At 42.1% G+C, this 19,014-nt stretch carries 19 protein-coding genes; 10 read left to right on the top strand and 9 right to left on the bottom strand.

Annotated features, from left to right (window positions below; translation table 11 throughout):
• Positions 1-119 precede the first annotated feature (119 nt).
• Both P0M11_RS10325 and P0M11_RS10330 read right to left on the bottom strand, forming a co-directional pair.
• Positions 120-815: a hypothetical protein gene (locus tag P0M11_RS10325; RefSeq protein WP_275625582.1), complete on the bottom strand. Its 696-nt coding sequence runs from the start codon at positions 813-815 to the stop codon at positions 120-122.
• A gap of 189 nt (positions 816-1,004) precedes the next feature.
• The gene (locus P0M11_RS10330; protein ID WP_275625583.1) at positions 1,005-2,213 is read right to left on the bottom strand and encodes a hypothetical protein; all 1,209 of its coding nucleotides are present in this window, start codon (positions 2,211-2,213) and stop codon (positions 1,005-1,007) included.
• A gap of 466 nt (positions 2,214-2,679) precedes the next feature.
• Between P0M11_RS10330 and rpmI the strand changes: the two genes are divergently transcribed.
• The 3 genes from rpmI to P0M11_RS10345 all read left to right on the top strand — a co-directional run bounded on the left by rpmI (position 2,680) and on the right by P0M11_RS10345 (position 4,601).
• Complete coding sequence (rpmI, locus tag P0M11_RS10335; RefSeq protein ID WP_158064192.1) at positions 2,680-2,877, top strand: 50S ribosomal protein L35; 198 nt, start codon at positions 2,680-2,682, stop codon at positions 2,875-2,877.
• Between the two features lie 117 nt (positions 2,878-2,994).
• The gene (rplT, locus tag P0M11_RS10340; RefSeq protein ID WP_158064193.1) at positions 2,995-3,339 is read left to right on the top strand and encodes a 50S ribosomal protein L20; all 345 of its coding nucleotides are present in this window, start codon (positions 2,995-2,997) and stop codon (positions 3,337-3,339) included.
• A 77-nt stretch (positions 3,340-3,416) separates the two neighbouring features.
• Positions 3,417-4,601 (top strand): M28 family peptidase, encoded by a 1,185-nt coding sequence (locus tag P0M11_RS10345; protein WP_275625584.1) that lies wholly within the window; start codon positions 3,417-3,419, stop codon positions 4,599-4,601.
• A gap of 20 nt (positions 4,602-4,621) precedes the next feature.
• On the opposite strand, the gene P0M11_RS10350 is transcribed toward P0M11_RS10345, so the two are convergent.
• The 7 genes from P0M11_RS10350 to P0M11_RS10380 form a co-directional block, all read right to left on the bottom strand.
• Positions 4,622-5,734, bottom strand: a complete 1,113-nt coding sequence (locus P0M11_RS10350) for a glycosyltransferase family 1 protein (RefSeq protein WP_275625585.1) — start codon at positions 5,732-5,734, stop codon at positions 4,622-4,624.
• Positions 5,731-6,396, bottom strand: a complete 666-nt coding sequence (locus P0M11_RS10355) for a glycosyltransferase (RefSeq protein ID WP_275625586.1) — start codon at positions 6,394-6,396, stop codon at positions 5,731-5,733. Before P0M11_RS10355 ends, P0M11_RS10350 begins: the two co-directional genes overlap by 4 nt.
• Before the next feature lie 12 nt (positions 6,397-6,408).
• A complete protein-coding gene (locus P0M11_RS10360; protein ID WP_275625587.1) occupies positions 6,409-7,221 on the bottom strand; it encodes a 2,3,4,5-tetrahydropyridine-2,6-dicarboxylate N-succinyltransferase in 813 nt (270 codons plus the stop codon).
• A 56-nt stretch (positions 7,222-7,277) separates the two neighbouring features.
• Positions 7,278-7,709, bottom strand: coding sequence for a PH domain-containing protein (locus P0M11_RS10365; protein ID WP_275625588.1), 432 nt, complete (start codon positions 7,707-7,709; stop codon positions 7,278-7,280).
• Positions 7,710-7,721: 12 nt separating this feature from the next.
• Complete coding sequence (locus P0M11_RS10370; protein WP_275625589.1) at positions 7,722-8,261, bottom strand: C40 family peptidase; 540 nt, start codon at positions 8,259-8,261, stop codon at positions 7,722-7,724.
• A 54-nt stretch (positions 8,262-8,315) separates the two neighbouring features.
• Positions 8,316-9,734 (bottom strand): amino acid permease, encoded by a 1,419-nt coding sequence (locus tag P0M11_RS10375; RefSeq protein WP_275625590.1) that lies wholly within the window; start codon positions 9,732-9,734, stop codon positions 8,316-8,318.
• Positions 9,735-9,832: 98 nt separating this feature from the next.
• Positions 9,833-10,939, bottom strand: coding sequence for a M14 family zinc carboxypeptidase (locus P0M11_RS10380; protein ID WP_275625591.1), 1,107 nt, complete (start codon positions 10,937-10,939; stop codon positions 9,833-9,835).
• Between the two features lie 352 nt (positions 10,940-11,291).
• On the opposite strand from P0M11_RS10380, the gene P0M11_RS10385 reads away from it, so the two are divergent.
• The 7 genes from P0M11_RS10385 (at position 11,292) to fahA (ending at position 18,996) form a co-directional block, all read left to right on the top strand.
• Positions 11,292-12,383, top strand: coding sequence for a TerC/Alx family metal homeostasis membrane protein (locus tag P0M11_RS10385; protein ID WP_275625592.1), 1,092 nt, complete (start codon positions 11,292-11,294; stop codon positions 12,381-12,383).
• Positions 12,384-12,535: 152 nt separating this feature from the next.
• Complete coding sequence (locus P0M11_RS10390) at positions 12,536-13,084, top strand: helix-turn-helix transcriptional regulator (protein ID WP_275625593.1); 549 nt, start codon at positions 12,536-12,538, stop codon at positions 13,082-13,084.
• Between the two features lie 101 nt (positions 13,085-13,185).
• Complete coding sequence (locus tag P0M11_RS10395; RefSeq protein WP_158064204.1) at positions 13,186-14,373, top strand: homogentisate 1,2-dioxygenase; 1,188 nt, start codon at positions 13,186-13,188, stop codon at positions 14,371-14,373.
• A 269-nt stretch (positions 14,374-14,642) separates the two neighbouring features.
• Entirely contained in the window at positions 14,643-15,920 is a 1,278-nt protein-coding gene (locus P0M11_RS10400; RefSeq protein WP_275625594.1) for an acetyl-CoA hydrolase/transferase C-terminal domain-containing protein, read from the top strand.
• Positions 15,921-16,060: 140 nt separating this feature from the next.
• Complete coding sequence (gene hppD, locus P0M11_RS10405; RefSeq protein ID WP_158064206.1) at positions 16,061-17,191, top strand: 4-hydroxyphenylpyruvate dioxygenase; 1,131 nt, start codon at positions 16,061-16,063, stop codon at positions 17,189-17,191.
• 3 nt (positions 17,192-17,194) lie between these two features.
• On the top strand, positions 17,195-17,677 hold the full coding sequence (locus P0M11_RS10410) for a hypothetical protein (RefSeq protein ID WP_275625595.1): 483 nt from the start codon (positions 17,195-17,197) through the stop codon (positions 17,675-17,677).
• A gap of 71 nt (positions 17,678-17,748) precedes the next feature.
• Positions 17,749-18,996, top strand: a complete 1,248-nt coding sequence (gene fahA, locus P0M11_RS10415) for a fumarylacetoacetase (protein WP_275625596.1) — start codon at positions 17,749-17,751, stop codon at positions 18,994-18,996.
• Positions 18,997-19,014 lie beyond the last annotated feature (18 nt).

Consider the following 19,014-nt stretch of genomic DNA (forward strand, 5'->3'; position numbering starts at 1 on the left):
TACTACTGTTTAAGTTTGCATGTTATATCTGTAAAGCCCTATTAACCCAACTTTAAACTGTATCTTACGCTCAAAACAATGCGTGGATGCCAGTTTATTGACTGAACCGTAGCTTTATCCTAAAACTGATTACCACTTACTAAATTTAATTTTTTAAATACACCTTTGATAAAGTTTATTCTGCTAGTTTTAACTGCGATTGGGAAAAAACTATTACCACTGGATACCATTTTTAACTTATTTTTAGAATTCATAGAAAAATCTAATTTTCCGTCAGCAACTCCATTTAAACTAGCAATTAATGCCGCATCCACTGAAAAGTCAGTCTCAATACTTACAACCAAATTTTTAGCAAAAACAATGCCTGTCAAAATTAAAATATTGTTATTGTTTGCATTTTTAAGGAGAGGAGGATTAGGGTGTATAAAGTCAGCAGAAGATAAGTAGCTTTCTATATTTCCAATTGCGTATTCTTTTGTGACAGAATTCTCATAGCTAATAGTCACTGTTTTTCCAGATTTAATTTTTGCTGACAATTCCATGAACCCTAAATTAAGTGATTCTAAAATTTCCTCAAGTAGGGTAATTCCGATATTAAATGAATAGTCCTCTTTTTTACTTGAGTCGACATTAAGTGCTGGATTTTCAATTTCCTCCAGAGCAATACCACTCTTAAATGCGTAGCTTACATTTGCATAATAAAGTTCAGCGGGTTTAAAATTCCGCTTTAGCCACAATTGCAAAGGTTTGTGATTTCTCACTGGTCCATCAATCAAATCGTAACCTTGGTCATGTAAAAATTTTGTAAGTTTCATCTATTTGTTATTTAACATTTTCCCTACTCGTAAGGCTTTTCAGTTACGCCCCGTTTAATCTGTGGTATCCGGACTCCACCCTAATATACTTCTATTAAAACTCAAACTCTCGCAACTACAGATCCAACTATTACTTACGAACTTATCTTAATGTAGTCCGGGTGCTTAATAAAACGGCCAACAGTCGCTCTATAGTAAATTTCGCCTTTTCATCTCACTGAAAACCAGACTTATGCAGCTTTTCCCCTCAGTCTTATGATCCCAATACATTCCATGCACCCGCATACTATATAACAATATAAAATTGAGTAAGTTATACTTATCCAAAGCAGCTACTTCATAATTAATATTAGTGGGTTTTTTGGATGTTTTCATAATTCCAAATTGGGCTTCTCCAATTTTTGAATCTTTGCGGAAGTTTGTAGCCAGCGCATCTGCGGATGAATAAACATTTAACCAATGGAGTTTGTCTCCAAGATCTGCTTGACGACTTTCATAGTAAAGCGGATAATATGAATTGACAAATTCAAACGGTGTCCCAATCGTTACAAACGCTTCACAGTACATTTCGGCGTTTCTTGAAACTTTGTGGCCAAATGGGTAAATATAATCTATAGCAAGTAAGGATCCGAAGCTATAAGAGTGAAAATGGATTCTGCTGTTTTCCTCATTTTCTGTAATATAATTAACTAAAAGCTCTAGGTTACCTTGTAAGACCTGCTTCTGAGCGCCATGTTGAATATAATCATTAGCACACACAAATTCACTGGCTAAATTTGAAATTAATAAATTTACATTTGGTATAATCAATATTAATATCGCGGTAAAAGACACCGTTATTTTCGAAATAGTTTGTAGTGTATTAATAAAGCCCTCCTGATGTATATATGGAACATCATGAGGATAAATTTTATTCTTAAACAGTACAACGGCCTTAATAAGCTGTGAATTTGACACTATATCTAGCAATGAAGGCAACATTAATAAAATGGCGAAAGACAAAATAAAAAAAATTATAAATAGGTAAAATGTCTGAAATGGTCTGCTATAACTTGAATGTGAAAATATTCTAAATAACAAAACGGGGAATTTTTGCAAAACCAATAGAAACAACTGGAAACTCCTAATGATTAGAGAATGGCTATTAAATCTTTCAGTCAGTATATGGTGATATTTAAAGTCATAAAACTTATATAAGACAGTACCTCCCATATTTTTCTCAAAAATACTTACGACAGTGCTTTCTTGTGTTCCATAGCTAATTTTTTCGGTTTTAAGTTCGTACTCAATTGCGTTTGTATCAAAACTCATTTCATTCATGAAGCGTTCTGCATACTTTTCCAGCGTTTCCTCAACAAAAGATTGTCCCAGCCCAGATATATAAATTCCTATTTTCATATAATTTTATAAATGATTATTCCGATGGATTTACTTAAGCAATAATAATCTTTGGGCATTTACTGCGCCTAATATCAATGTCTACAAGAACAGATAATCATAAAACATGTTTGCCTGCAATCGACTACGTTAAAATTACATTTGATTGTCTGTATAACCATCAGGAAAAACACCCTATTTCAGTTGCCAAATGAAACTCAGTAGGTAAATAGAAGGGGTTAGTAACACAACACCTGAAAACTGTTAGAAAGCAATTCAATAATCCGAATTGTTTTGGCCCGGACTGGGGCCGCACCTAAACATTCCAATCACACAACACTCCCCAAATAAACATCCTTATTACCAATACCCTTTCCCATTACAACTAAATGTTGTACTTTTGCATTCTGAAAACTATGCCCTGCTCCGGCAGACATGGGAAACAGACCAAACAGATATTGATAACAAACAGATAAAATTAAGCAAAATGCCAAAATTAAAAACTAAATCAGGTGCTAAGAAGCGTTTTAAGCTTACCGGAACCGGCAAGATTAAAAGAAAAGGTGCTTACAAAAGCCACATTCTGACCAAAAAAGAAACCAAGCAGAAGAGAAATCTTACGCAAACTTCTTACGTGGCCGAGGTGGACAAGAACAGCGTACTTCGCCAATTAGCGTTAAAGTAGTTTTTATAAATCAAAGCGGTTTATAAGAATTCAAAAATTCAACAAATTTAACCCTGAAACGGTGCACCTAAGTTCTGCCACGGCAGACGCCCTTTTCAAAAAAAAACATTTTAAATTATGCCAAGATCAGTAAACGCGGTGGCTTCCAGAGCCCGCAGAAAAAAAGTAATGAAGTTGGCCAAAGGTTATTTCGGAAGAAGAAAGAACGTTTGGACTGTAGCTAAGAATGCCGTAGAAAAGGCGATGCAGTATGCATACCGCGGCAGAAAAGAGAAGAAAAGAAACTTCAGAGCACTTTGGATTACCAGAATTAACGCTGGTGCAAGAGAACACGGACTGACTTATTCTCAGTTTATGGGTGCTCTTAAGAAAAACAACATCGAACTGAACAGAAAAGTTTTAGCCGATTTAGCAATGAATCACCCTGAAGCGTTCAAAGCTGTTGTAGATCAAATTAAATAATGTAAAATCTTGTTATCAATATCTGATCCCGAACCCTGTTCGGGATTTTTTTATATTTTTGCCTCACAATTTCATTCATGAAAAAACTTCAGTATCTATTTGTAATTCTGTCCGTTACATGGGCGCAGGCTCAAACTTTCATACCCGCTTACGGTGCGCGCGTGAGCCAGGTTTCACAAAGCAACATTAACTCCGGATTACAGGACTTTGTAAACTTTGGAACGAAAACAACTGGCAGTGCCAACAATGCCAATGCACTGAACTGGCTGAAAAGTAAATATACCTCCTTCGGCTACTCCACTTCCCAGGTGGTGGAAGATCCCTTCACCGTGAGCAGTCTCGCTTCCAAAAATCTGGTGGTTACCAAAACCGGAACACTTTACCCGAATACATACGTCCTGGTTATCGCACACTTCGACACCATCAGCGGTGTGGGCGCCAATGATAACGGCAGCGGCACCAACGCGCTCCTGGAAATGGCCCGTATCCTGAAAGACGTGCCTACGGAATATTCCATCAGGTTCATTCACTTTTCCGGTGAAGAACAGGGCCTGTACGGCAGTCAGCACTATGTAAACAATGTAGTGAACGCTACCAGCCCCAAGATGAACATCAGGCTGGTTTTCAACCTGGATCAGGTAGGCGGCACTGCGGGTCAGACACACAACACGATTTTCTGTGAGCAGGATACCAACAATTCTCCTGTGGGAAACAACGCCTCTTCGGCTTCTGTGACCCAACAGCTTAAGAATTGTGTGGCGTTATACTCGCCTCTGCAAACCAATACCGGCGTGGCTCCGGCGTATTCTTCAGATTATATGCCTTTCCAGAACAACGGCGAAGTGATTACAGGTTTCTACGAAGGTTATGGCAATACTAATCCCTATCCTCATACTTCAGGCGACATTATTTCCAATATGGATCCCGTATTCCTGTTTAATGTAACCAAGGCCGCCCTGGGGGCAGTCCAGCATTTTGCCGTGGCTTCGACCTCACTTTCTGTATCAGAATCCACTTCCGCGAACGCAGGTTCTGACTGGACCGTCTATCCAAATCCCGCAAAAGACTATTTTGAAATTAAAACTTCAGGTTCAGAATCCGGTAAGATGACCTTTGAACTTACCGATATGACTGGTAAGGCTGTGCTTCAGACAGAGGACACCAAGAAAATAGATGTCACCGCATTACCTACAGGCGTTTATATGGGAAAGCTGCAGACCAAAGATCAGAGTTCTTCAAAAAAGATAATGATTAAAAGATAAATAAAAATCCTGAGTTATGCTCAGGATTTTTTGTAGAGAATGCTTGAATAAGCATTTATCAGATCTTCTGCCACACGGCTGTCGGTGAACCGCTGTGCATATTCCTTCCCTTTTTCAGCTCTGCGTTCACTCTCGGCTTCGCTGTTCCACAGGAACAGAATCTTAGACTTTAGGTCAGGCACGCTTAGTGGGTCTACATACATTGAATCGGGACCGCCGGCTTCAGGGAGTGAGCTTGTATTGCTCGTAATGACTGCGGTACCTGAAAAAAGCGCTTCAATCACCGGTATTCCAAAACCTTCGAATAAACTGGGATAGACAAAGATGTCAGCCATTTTATAGAGTTCAGCAAGTTGGGACATATCCATACCTTCCAGAAACAGGATTTGCTTCTCCATTTTATTTTTCCTGATGAACTTCTCCACTTTTTTATAATAAGCCGTTTTACGGCCCACCACCACCAACGGAATTTCAGTGTTCTGAACAGCCGCTACCGTATTAAGCAGGTTCTTCCTGGCCTCAATGGTGCCGACACTCAGAATAAAACGTTCAGGCAGTTGATGTTTCCCTCTTAATGAACTTTGTAAGTCTTCATCAGGCTTCGATTTAAAAGCTTCGTGGCAACCCTGATAGATTACTTTGATTTTTTCCGCCTGAATTTTAAGGTATTTGATGATGTCGTGTTTGGTCTGTTCGGAAATCGCGATAACTAGGTCAGCATTTTCTGCCGCTTTTTTAAATTTCCAGAAATGGATCTTACGGTCCGTCCACGAATAGTAATTGGGATAGCGCAGAAATATAAGGTCGTGTATGGTCACTACTTTTATTATGGCTGAATCTGGACTCCACTTCAGAGGTAGTTCGCCTGATAGTCCGTGGAAGATTTCGGCGCCGGCCTGCTGAGCTTCCAGACCCATCTTAAGCTGCCTGGAAAGAAAACTCTTTTGCGTCTGCACAACCGAAACTCCCTGTAAAGCGGTGATTTCACTTCCCTTTTCGCTTGGCGCTTTATCCAGAAGCAAATAACTGTTTTCGGGATGATAGGTGGCTAGAATCCGCACAAGGTCGCGGGAGTAATTCCCTAAACCCGACGAATTGTGAAAAAACCGTTTGGCGTCAAAGGCTATTTTCATTCGCCTGAGGGTTTAATGATGTCCTGAGACATCTGCTTTTTCTTCCAGTGTTCTGATTTCCTGCCATAAAGAAAAATCCGGCCGAGTTTATATTTGAATTTCAGGTGACCGTTAAAATCTGTTCCGAGAAGTCGGTGCGGGGTATCAGGATTTTCTGCCAGCACTTCATTAATGGCTTCGGTATAAACAGTGGGTCCAGTCGTCCGGTGAACATCGTTAGGATAACGGTGCGTTTCAATATTATCAACCACTTTCTCTAAGGTTCTCTTCAGAAAAGGATGGTCCCTGGCCGAAATCAGTCCCCACTGGCAATACAAACCCGGATTTCCTTCATGGGTGATGATGAACTCATCATCTTCCTGCAGAAACCTGTCGAATGGAGTTTTTACGTAACTGTCAATATCCAGATAAACTCCACCATAACGGTACAGTACCGCATAACGGAAGAAATCGGCTTTGGCGGCTCCAATGGTCAGGCTCTTATAGGCTTTCAGATATCTCGGCGGAAATTCCTCTTCAAAGAAATTAAGGATGCGCCGGTCATCATAAAAATGATAATTCCAGCCCGGATTTTTCTTCCTAATCCGGGAAATATAAAACCGGGTGATCCACGGAAGATCACCGGTTCTAAAAGTTTGAAAAATATTTTTCGGAATCGGCATAGAAGTTTGCAGTTAAACGGCTACGCTGTTATCCCTTAGAGCGTCATTCAGAGAAGTTTTCTTATCTGTACTTTCCTTTCGCTGACCAATGATGAGCGCGCAGGGAACCTGATATTCGCCTGCAGGATACTGCTTCGTGTAGCTTCCGGGAATCACTACCGATCGGGCAGGAACTCTTCCCTTAATCTCAACAGGTTCCGGGCCGGTAACATCGATTATTTTTGTTGATGCTGTAAGTACCACATTTGCACCCAGCACAGCTTCTTTTTCAACATGAACGCCCTCAACCACAATACAGCGGGAACCGATGAAACAGTCGTCTTCAATGATCACCGGCGCAGCCTGAAGCGGCTCCAGCACACCACCGATGCCCACGCCACCACTCAGGTGAACATTTTTCCCAATCTGTGCGCAGCTGCCCACTGTAGCCCAGGTATCCACCATGGTTCCCGAATCTACATACGCGCCTATATTAACATAAGAAGGCATCATAATTACGCCGCTGGCTACAAAACTGCCGTGTCTGGCAATGGCATGAGGTACCACGCGCACACCCTTTTCAGCATAATTGGTCTTCAGCGGGATTTTATCGTGAAACTCGAAAGGTCCCACCTCAATGGTTTCCATTTTCTGGATGGGAAAGTACATCACTACTGCCTTTTTCACCCATTCGTTCACCGTCCAGCCAGTGGCTGTAGGTTCAGCTACACGCAGCGTACCTGAGTCAAGCTGTGAAACGACCTCGCGGATGGCCACTTTACTTTCATCTTTTTCCAGCAACTCCCTGTTCGCCCAAATCTCTTCTATCGTCTGTTGTAGTGACATATCTTCGTTTATTAATTATAGCTGCAAAAATACAAATTGAATCTGCATTATTGAATTTAAAGCGCAAGTTTTGAGAAGATGTTCCTCTTTGGTTTACGGATGATTTCAATATTTGGATTGCTTGCGAGCAGTTCCTTCAGAAATTCTTCAGTACGCACCGGCGAAATTATGATGCTGTCGAATTTGTTGTAGAAAATCTCCAGCCTGTCCAGTGATCCGGCCGGTGAACTTAAAGGATTGTTGGTTTCCCTAATCTTCCGGATGGCGGAAACCGGAATCTCGGTGCGGCTAAAATGGGATGTGTGAACGGTCAGATTGTCAGGGCTAACCGAATATCTTATTCCCGACAGGATAAAGCCAATGAACAGCGATACAGCCGCAAGTATGACTACAATACCCCATTCCGCTATATCCCAGATAATAAATCCGAACATAATAATGAGGAAAAAAATGAGTTCCAGTCCGTATTTAGTTCTGTAGTTTTTCATTCTCTAATCTTTTTAAAAAACCCTGCGGGCAAAGAGGTACGCGTGGTTCCAGTATTTCTCATTCAGTGAAGAAATAATAACCCCTTTTGACGTGGAAGAATGGATGAAGTTGATCTCGCCGTCACTCAGGATACGGTGCACAATTCCTACGTGAGAAATTCGGCTACCACCTGATGTAGCAAAAAATAAGAGGTCGCCGGGCTGTACCATAGAAATATCAACCTCCTTTCCTTCTTTCCCCTGATCTTCGGAACGTCTTGGCAGTTTCATCTGATTCTCGTCAAAGACCTTACATACCAAACCCGAACAGTCAAAGCCAGTTGAAGTGTTTCCGGCATATTTATAAGGAGCCCCTAAATATTTTTCCGCATCCTTAAGAAGTTCAGTGGTCTCTGTGGAGATTTTTCCGTTGTATTTTGATACAAGTGAACGCAGTTCTGCAGATTTTGCGACCGGTTTAACATAAGGATCAGGCCTCTTCACAGGTTTTTTAGCCGTACCACAGGAGATGATTATGGTGAGCGCCATAAGCAAGGACAATATCTGCTTCATTATTCTTCAGTTTTCAGCTCAAAAATAGAAAATTTGAACTGAAAACTTTTAATATTACTCTTCAGTTTCCTTTTTTCCCCTGTTGATATACCAGTACACGGGAAGTCCAATCAGGATGAGCAGGAAGCCTGGCCAGGTATATTGCGGTTTATAAATTATAAGCAATAGACAGAACAACATACCGATAAGGAGGTAAACCAAAGGTGTCACCGGGTACAGCCATGTTCTGTACGGCCGCTCGAGATCAGGTTGTTTGAATCTAAGCCAGATCACCCCAAAAACGGTAATCATATAAAAGAGTACGATTACAAAAGAAATCATATCCAGCAAATCGCCGTACTGTCCGGAAAGTGCCAGCACAGAAGCCCAGACTCCCTGCATCCACAGTGACTTTGCGGGTACGTCGAAGCGGTTGTTTTCTATTGCACTTTTAAAGAACAGACCATCTCTGGCCATTGTCTGGTAAACTCGCGCGCCCGCCAGAACAAGTCCGTTGATACATCCAAAGGTGGAGATCATCACCAACACCGCCATAATTACAGTCCCCAAATTCCCAAATATGACTTCAGAGGCGGCAACGGCAGGACGGTTTTTATCAGCAAAAGCAATCCCATCGCGGTCCAGGGCATTCAAATAAACGAAATTGACGAGCATATAGAGCACCATCACCGAAACGGTACCCAAAACCATGGACCTAACTACATTCTTTTTTGGATTTTCCATTTCGCCGGACATAAAAGTCACGTTTTCCCAGGCTACGGAGCTGAAAACAGATCCCACCATGGCCGCGGCGATACCGCCCATCAAAGCCATGCCTCCAATTTCTGTCCATCCGGTTGGAAGCAGGTTGTTACCTACTTCTGTACCTAAATCCTGAAATGCCGCCCAGCCGAAATTCATATTTTCTGTCCACTGAGAATCTTTTATCAGTAAAAATCCGAAGATAATAAGTCCCAGAAGGGCTAAGATTTTGGAACCTGTAAAGACATTCTGCAGCAACTTTCCGTTTTTCACCCCACGCGTATTAATATAGGTGAGGAGAATGATGATGATAATGGCCAGGATCTGAACCCAGGTAATCTTAAATCCGCCGTTTTGAAAAATAGGTTCAGAATCATTGAGCCACGGCACGAGGTAGGCCGTGAACTTGCCGAACGCCATGGCCACCGCCGCAATGGTTCCTGTCTGGATAACTGTAAAAAGGCCCCAACCGTATAGAAATCCCGGCATCTTACCAAAGATCCTGGAAATATAGGTGTACTGACCCCCGGCTTTGGGATAAATGGCGGAAAGTTCACCATAGGACAGAGCTGCGGCTACCGTCATTACCCCGGTGATGACCCATACCGCGATCAGCCAGTATCCTGAGCCCAGATTACGCATCATGTCCGAACTTACGATAAATATACCGCTGCCAATCATGGAGCCCATTACAAGCATGATGCCGTCCCACAGTTTCAGTTTTTTCTTCATTTGGTTTCCAATGTTTACTAAGGTAAATATAGAATTAAATGAAACCCGCAGGCAGATTTTCTAAAAACTTATATGAAAAATTTGCTGCAGAAAGCATTTTACAGAATTTCAAACTGAACTTCCTCCTCAACTTTCGGGTAGACAGTGGATGAAAGAAACTTTTTTCCGGTACAGTCAATCTCCTTCCAGCCTTTGCGGTCATTACAGTCACCAACGGCTGCTACAACCGGCATAAATGAAATTTCCCGGTCACCACTCCGGTAAACTTCCCGGTATTGGACGGCAATATCAAGAACGCAGTCGAATTTGGTATTAAGACGGACATTCCTGTAAATAACATCATAATGTGTTTCGCGGTTTTCAGGAATTTCGAAATAAGTTTCATAGCCAGATTCGTCGCCCTTCAGTCCGGCAATGGCATGCAGGGCCTCATAGAGTGCGGCGGCATAGTATTTCCTGCTGACCATCCGCAGGGGATCATTGGGATAATAACCTCCTTCAAATAAAATGGTAGGTATTCCTGCCTTACTGAAGTTATCTCCCACTGATGTAGGGTAAAACTCATCAGTATACCGGCCGATTCCCGAGGGTAGTTCAGCTTTCAGCGTACTGTAGACCGCCGAAATAACGGCCATAGACTTGCGGCGCACCGCTGTAACCTCTCTTTCGGCGCTCACTGAAGGAGAGAGGAAGGAAAGTGTGGCAGGATGGACCCCGTCAGTAGTAAAAATGGTCCTCTGTTCATGGAGATTTAGCGCAAAACCGTAATTGCCCGTTAGAGCAATATGCTTTAAAAGAGGCAATTCCACAGTTTCTAGCTTCAGGAAGTCTCGGTTAAGGTCTAATTCCAGTGCGTTCCGCCTTTCCCATGTTTCGGAGCCATCGGGATTAAGCATAAAGATGAAATCCAGTGTGATATTATCAAAGATATTGCTGTGGAGTAGGGGATGTTGTTTAATGGTTTCCAGCAGGTCGAGCATGGCGTGGGTGGAGTTGCTTTCGTTGCCATGCATCTGCGACCAGGCAAGGACCTTCACAGGACCACTCCCAATTGTTGTCATATATATTGGCTTACCGAGGGTGGATTTTCCTATTTCAGCAGTGTAATCGCTGAGGTTTGCCTTCAGATATTTTTCCAGGCTGGAGGGCGGAATATAACGGTTAGGAAAATCAGGATTTATCCGGTATGCATCTAGAAATTTCATTCAATTAAAAATTTACAATTCTCAAAAATAACTCTTTTAAGGTGGAATCATGAGCTTTACATTTGTAAATCAATCAAACACCACCTATTGACAATTTGTCTGTTGGTAAAAATGTTAATTGAATTATTAATAATACGATATTGTAATAAGCTAAATTTCAGATATTTATTAGATTTATATAAATAGTAACTATAGGTTTTGTTTAAGTAGATTAACAGCGTATTTCAATGGTTAATGGGTAAAAATATCAAACATGTAAATTGTGGATAACTTATGTTATATTCATGTTTATACAATTGTAAATTATACACAGATTCAGTTTTTCGCTATATTTGAGCCCTTAAATAACTATATGAGTAACGAAACTTTATTCCTTGCGGGATTTCTGGTATTTATCCTGATTATCCTGGCGATTGACCTGAGCCTGGGCCGAAAATCCGGCGGTGTGGTAACCATGAAAAAAGCCGGTTTGATGAGCTTTTTTGTGGTAGCCCTATCAATGTGTTTCTATTTTGTTCTGATTACATACGGTCATCTGCTGCACGGTATAGACAGTATGGAGAAACTTCAGTCTGTGATCAGCCGGCACAGCCATCCCGTGAAGGTAATTCCCCAGGATCTGGACCATTCTATTAAACTTTATAACCAGAATCTGGGCCTTGAATATCTCACAGGTTATATTGTGGAGTATGCGCTTTCTGTTGATAATATTTTTGTAATCATACTCATATTCACCGCATTTGGTGTTTCACCAAAAAACTATCACCGAGTACTCTTCTGGGGTATCCTGGGAGCTATTGTAATGCGTTTCATATTCATATTTGTAGGCGCGGCACTTATCGCTAAATTCAGCTGGATAATGTACGTATTCGGAGCCTTTCTGATCATTACCGGTGTCAAGATGTTCCTGGAGAAAGATAAGGACGAACAGATGGATACGCAGAACCACCCTATCGTTAAGTTCGCTAACCGTTATTTTAAAGTTCATAACCAGTTCGTGGGAAACCGCTTTTGGGTCACAATAGACGGTGTACGTAAGATGACTCCCCTCTTCATCGTATTGCTCATTGTAGAAGCTACCGACCTTATATTTGCGGTGGACAGTATACCGGCGATATTTTCAGTAACCAAAGATCCTTATATTGTTTTCTTTTCAAACATTTTTGCCATTATCGGACTCCGTTCCATGTTCTTCCTGCTGGCTGGTATCCTGGATAAATTCAGGTTCCTTAAAATCGGTCTTGCAGCACTTCTGACATTTATCGGACTGAAGATGATTTTCCACAGCTATCTGGAAGTTTGGGGCTTTGAGACCTCCCATTCCCTGCTTATAATCGTTTCCATCCTTGCTTTAAGTATTGGCGCTTCATTACTCTTCCCGGAGAAGAAGAAGGAAAGAAAACTTAAATATGACCCGGAACATGATGATCATCAGAGGCACTAATTTACATTTATAATTCCTTAATATACTGAAAGCCAACCGATATAAGGTTGGCTTTTACTTTTGTAATCCAGAATGCAAAACTCTTGTTTACAATTGTATTTTATATTTGTAACAATTATTCTTTACATTTGTAATTGTAAATAGAGCTGTTTATGAATGAACTGAACGAGAGAATTTCGAAAATTATTGAGTATTCGGGTTATACTGCTTCAGAGTTTGCTGAAACCGTTGACGTGCAGCGCTCATCCATTTCACATATTACAGCCGGACGGAATAAGCCCTCCCTAGATTTTTTGGTAAAGGTCAAAGACCGTTTTCCTGAATTGCAGTGGGACTGGATTATTAAAGGTGAAGGCGAAATGCTCCGTCAACTTGAAAGTGCAGTAGCTTCGGAGGCAGATACTAAACCGCGCACCACTTCCCTACCGGATCTCTTTAATATGATCGAAGGTGAATACTTAGGATCAACAGAAAGTGAAGATACGATTTTGGCCGCACCCGTTACCGGTTCAATTTTGCAGAGCGCCTCAGAATCGCAGATTCCTGACCAAAGTTCAACCGGGTCTGTTTTAAACGATTCTCAGCGATTAGCGCAGAACGAAGCACAGCAATTTCCGGAAAATACTGGTACTGAGCAGGATAAAGTAAAACGTATCGTCCTCTTTTATGAAAGCGGGAAATTTGAAAGTTTTGAACCCTGACGGCTGCTCCGAAGTGCATATGTTTGACAGCACTCAACAACAATGCTGCAGATTCATATGATGAATAATTTGTAAATTTACGGAAACCAAAAAAAGCAGCAATGAGATATATTCAGTCCGGCAATATACCATCCAAGAGACATACGGTCTTTAAATCCGGTGAAGGGAAATTCTATTACGAGCAACTCTTCGGAACCGAAGGTTTTCATGGGATTTCTTCTTTATTATATCATATTCACAGACCCACACAGATCAAGAGCATCGGTACTCCAATAGATGTAACCCCAAAAATTGCGGTACAGAAAAATGTGACGCCCCGGATGTTTAAGGGTATGAATGTAACCCCGGAAGATGATTTTCTGGAAAGCCGGAAAATCCTGATGCTGAATAACGACCTTAAGATGGGTCTTTCCAAGCCGCGGAAATCGACTGACTATTTTTATAAAAATGCTGAATGTGACGAGATGCTGTATGTTCACAACGGTACAGGTGTATTGAAAACATTCATAGGAAATATAAATTTTGAGACCGGCGATTATCTGATCATACCGCGGGGAACCATTTATCAGGTAGAACTGCAGTCTGAAGATACTGTATTTATGGTTGTCGAAAGCCACTCTCCTATTTACACTCCCAAAAGATACCGCAACGAGTTTGGTCAGCTGCTGGAACATTCTCCCTTCTGCGAACGTGATATTGTTGCGCCCACCTTTGTACCACCGACCGATCAGAAAGGTGAATTCCTGATCAAAGTAAAAAAAGAAAACCAGATATGGGATTTCATATACGCCACGCACCCATTTGATGTCGTAGGTTGGGACGGTTATTTTTATCCTTATAAATTTAACATTAAAAACTTCGAACCCATTACTGGCAGAGTTCATCTTCCACCGCCGATTCACCAGAATTTTGAAGCGCATAATTTTGTGGTCTGCTCATTTGTGGCCAGGATGTATGACTACCATCCGCTGGCAGTACCTGCGCCCTACAACCACTCGAATATCGATTCGGACGAGGTGCTCTTTTACACTGAAGGCGACTTTATGAGCCGTAACCATATTGATCTGATGGATTTTACGCTTCACCCCGGTGGAGTAGTTCACGGACCGCATCCGGGTGCGATGGAGAGGAGCATTGGCAAAAAATTCACTGAAGAATATGCCGTGATGGTGGATCCATTCCGACCTTTACAGCTTACTGAAGAGGCCCTGAAAGTAGAAGACCCTTCCTATCTGACCTCATGGCTGGAGACGGAGGAAAATCATCTGGAAGACCGGAGCCAGGAGTAACAGTACAGAAGGCCATCTGAAAGGATTTGGCCTTTTTTATTTCCTGCTTTAATTTCTCTAACAGTGATTTACGCTGTAGTGGTGTGAACATCAGCCGGATATCTCATAGATCTTTGTGGAGGGAAACTTATTACAGAAAATGGTAGGTTTAGCATCATTTATTAACTGTAAAACTTTAAAAAATTACTGAAAAACTGAGTTTACTCATTTCTCCTTTGAAGTGAAAAGGGTAAATTTGAGAAATATTCACAGCAATATAACTTCATTGTATGGTTCAATATGTAAGCGCTGAAGAAGCGGTGTCACTCATCCAGAGCGGTGACAGAATTTTCTCGCACGGAAGTGCATGTACCCCCAATCTTCTTATCGATGAACTGGCCAAACAGTCTTCCAGGCTCAGGGATGTGGAATTTGTGTCCATTACTCAACAGGGAAAAGTAGAAATTGCAAAGCCGGAGTATAAAGACAGTTTTTATATTAATTCACTTTTTGTTTCCACTCCTGTTCGTCAGGCTGTAAATTCTGATCAGGGCGATTTTGTACCTGTCTTCCTTAGCGAAATACCCATCCTATTCAAGAATGGCCATCTTCCTATTGATGTAGCTATGGTAACAGTGTCCCCACCGGACCAGCATGGATACTGCACTTTGGGAACTTCAGTTGATGTGGCCAGAAGCGCTGTAGATACGGCAAAAACGATCATTGCGCAGGTTAATCCGAGCATGCCGCGTACTCATGGCGACGGTATGATACACTTCAGCAAAATACATAAGATGGTTTGGCATGAAGAGGAACTGCTTACCGTGGATTATGGTGCGAAAGTAGGCAATGAGGAACTGCTGATCGGTAAGAATGTAGCTGAATTAATAGACGACCGTTCCACCCTGCAGATGGGAATCGGAACCATTCCCGATGCTGTTTTGAAATGTCTGCACAATCATAAGGACCTCGGTGTGCACACTGAGATGATCAGTGACGGAATCGTAGATCTGGTGGCCAATGATGTCATCAATAATAAATACAAAGGAACCCACCTGAACAGGACCATTACCAGTTTCGCTTTCGGGACCCGTAAACTTTACGATTATATAGACGATAATCCATCTTTCGCCTTCATGGATGTGGAACATGTGAACTACCCCATCAACATTATGAAGAACAAAAAAATGGTGGCCATCAACTCCGCTATTGAAATTGACCTCACCGGCCAGGTTTGTGCAGATTCAATTGGTACCTACCAGTTCAGCGGGATTGGCGGGCAGATGGATTTTATGCGGGGCGCAGCCCTGTCGCCGGGTGGTAAACCGATCATCGCCATATCTTCCCGTACTAAAAAGGGGGTGCCGAGAATTGTTCCTTACCTGAAACAGGGCGCCGGTGTAGTTACAACAAGAGGACATATCCATTATGTGGTAACGGAATTCGGAACCGCTTATCTATACGGCAAGAGCCTGAGGCAGCGTGCGAAGGCATTAATTGAGATTTCCCATCCCGATGACCGGGAAATGCTGGAACGTGCTACATTTGAAAGATTTAAATGTCTTTAAAGATAATAAGAGGTCCCGTTTCGTGCGGGACTTCTGCATTTATTAGGCTTACTTTTTAAACCTTACGCATCACTTTAAAAAACTGTAATTTTTGTAGCGTTTTAAAATTTCGTAAATTGGCATTTCAAAAATCAGAAAACATGTCAACACTTACTTTTGCGGAGAAAATAGCGCAGGCAGAGAATTTCCTGCCCATTAACGGAACCGATTATATTGAATTTTATGTAGGAAATGCGAAGCAGGCAGCACATTTCTATAAAACAGCCTTCGGTTTTCAGTCGGTTGCTTATGCAGGTCCTGAAACCGGTGTACGGGACAGAGCTTCTTACGTAATACAACAGGGAAAGATCCGTTTGGTGCTTACTTCCGGCCTTAGTTCTGAATCTCCGATTTGCGAACATCAGAAAAAACACGGCGACGGAGTTAAGGTACTTGCCCTTTGGGTAGATGACGCTTATTCAGCATTCGAAGAAACTACAAAAAGAGGCGCAAAACCTTATATGGAACCCCAAACTTTGACAGATGAATTCGGTGAGGTACGGATGTCCGGAATTTATACGTACGGCGAAACCGTTCATATGTTTGTAGAGCGCAAGAATTACACAGGCGCGTTTATGCCGGGTTATCAGAAATGGGAAAGTGTATATAATCCTTCTGAAGTAGGTCTGCTTTATGTGGATCACTGTGTTGGGAATGTGGACTGGAACCGTATGATTCCAACTGTGGAATGGTACGAGAAGGTGATGGGCTTTGTGAACATCCTTAGTTTTGATGATAAGCAAATCAACACTGAATATTCCGCCCTTATGTCCAAGGTGATGAGTAACGGAAACGGTTTTGCCAAATTCCCCATCAATGAGCCGGCAGAAGGTAAAAGAAAGTCTCAGGTTGAGGAGTATCTTGATTTTTATGAAGGCGAAGGAGTACAGCATATTGCCGTGGCTACCAAAGATATCATTCACACGGTTACTGAGCTTAAGGCGCGCGGGATTGAATTCTTACCTGCACCACCAGATGCTTATTATGATATGGTACCGGAAAGAGTGGGCAAGATAGACGAGGACATCAAAAAACTGTCGGAATTAGGTATACTTATCGACTGTGACGAGGAAGGTTATCTGTTGCAGATTTTTACTAAACCGGTAGAAGACCGCCCTACCCTGTTCTTTGAGATTATCGAAAGGCATGGAGCCCAAAGTTTTGGTGCCGGTAACTTTAAAGCCTTGTTTGAAGCACTTGAAAAAGAGCAGGAAAGAAGAGGAAATCTTTAATATATGTCAAAAAATAAAACTTCAGGTTTGTTGAGGCTGTTACTGGTGATGGCAGTGTTTTTCGCAGTATCTGTGCAGGCTCAGTTTGCCACCATGAACAAAATTCTGGACCGCACTGCCGAACGCCGGCATGCCAATAAAGACCTGAGCAGAATCACACTGGACGGTAAAAAGTTTTTACTGATCAGGGATTTTCCGGATCATACGGAACGGAATTTCATTTCAGTGAACGGCAACCAACTCACCTTTGTAGAAGTTTTTGATGACAAACAAACCGGTCAGTCCTCATCCAATGTATTCTCTGGCGATGTGGTACGTACCCGTCACAACATGATTTCACTTCGGGCAGATAAGCTTGAAGGTGAAAGAATTGGACTCCCGCTCACGAAGACACTGCAGTTGGTGGTTCGTGAGAAAACTCTGTACCTTAAGGATATCCATACCGGAGATTACTGGACAGAAGAGAGCCCTGCTAAACAGAAATAACTAATTTAAAAACAAAGGTTCCGAAGAATGAAGAAATTTATTTCAGGAACCTTTTCTTTAACTGATACATTATGACATCTTTTATAAAATACGCTGAAAACTCAGACTTCTCCATCTATAACATTCCGTTTGGAGTTGCGGTTTTCGGCCAGGAATATATAGCCTGCGCAACCAGGATCGGCGACATGGTGATTGATTTGGCCACCCTTTATGATTTCGGATATCTGAATGATATTGACGGTCTTACAGACAATGTTTTTGAAGCTTATACTCTTAATGAGTTCATAGAACTGGGAAAACCGGTAACATCGGCTGTAAGGCTTAGGCTTCAGGAACTGCTGCTTGAAGGTTCTGCACTTTCAGCTGATAACAAAAGTATTGATGAATGCTTTTATTCTCTGGATCAGGTGAAGATGATGATGCCTGTTCATGTACCTAATTACACTGATTTTTACAGCAGCATAGAGCACGCCACCAATGTGGGTAAGATGTTCCGCGATCCTGCAAACGCCCTGCTGCCTAACTGGAAGCACCTGCCTGTAGGTTATCACGGCCGTGCCTCTTCAATCGTGGTTTCAGGTACAGACATTATCCGTCCTAAAGGTCAGATGAAACCAGCGGATGCCGATAAGCCGGTGTTTGGTCCCTGTAAGCAGCTGGATTTTGAGCTGGAGATGGCATTTATCGTAAATAAGAATACCGAAATGGGCGAAAGTATCACCACAGCTCAGGCCGAGGATGCTATTTTTGGTATGGTCATTTTCAATGACTGGTCAGCAAGAGACATCCAAAGTTGGGAATATGTTCCGCTGGGGCCTTTCCTGGGCAAGAATTTCGGTTCGTCGGTATCACCATGGGTAGTTACACTTGAAGCACTTAACCGGTTCCGCACCGTTTCACCGGTTCAGGAACCAGAGGTTCTGGATTACCTGAAATTTGACGGCGATAAGAATTATGACATCAATCTGGAAGTCTACATTCAACCGGAAAACGGAACTGAAACTCTGATTTCACAGAGTAACTATAAATACATGTACTGGAATATGGCCCAGCAACTCGCACATCATACCGTAAACGGCTGTAACGTGGAAGTGGGAGACATGTATGCCTCGGGAACTATTTCAGGCGAAAATCCACGGTCTTTCGGCTCCATGCTTGAACTAACATGGCGCGGACAAAACCCTCTTGAGCTGGATAATGACGGCGAGAGGAAGTTTATAGAGGATAATGATACCGTTATCATGCGCGGCTTTGCTGAGAAGGACGGCATTCGTGTTGGATTCGGCGAGGTGACCGGTAAAATTTTACCCGCAATTTAGGAGTTAAGCATCACAAAT

It is taken from the genome of Kaistella sp. PBT33-4 (assembly GCF_029194425.1).
GTDB lineage: Bacteria > Bacteroidota > Bacteroidia > Flavobacteriales > Weeksellaceae > Marnyiella.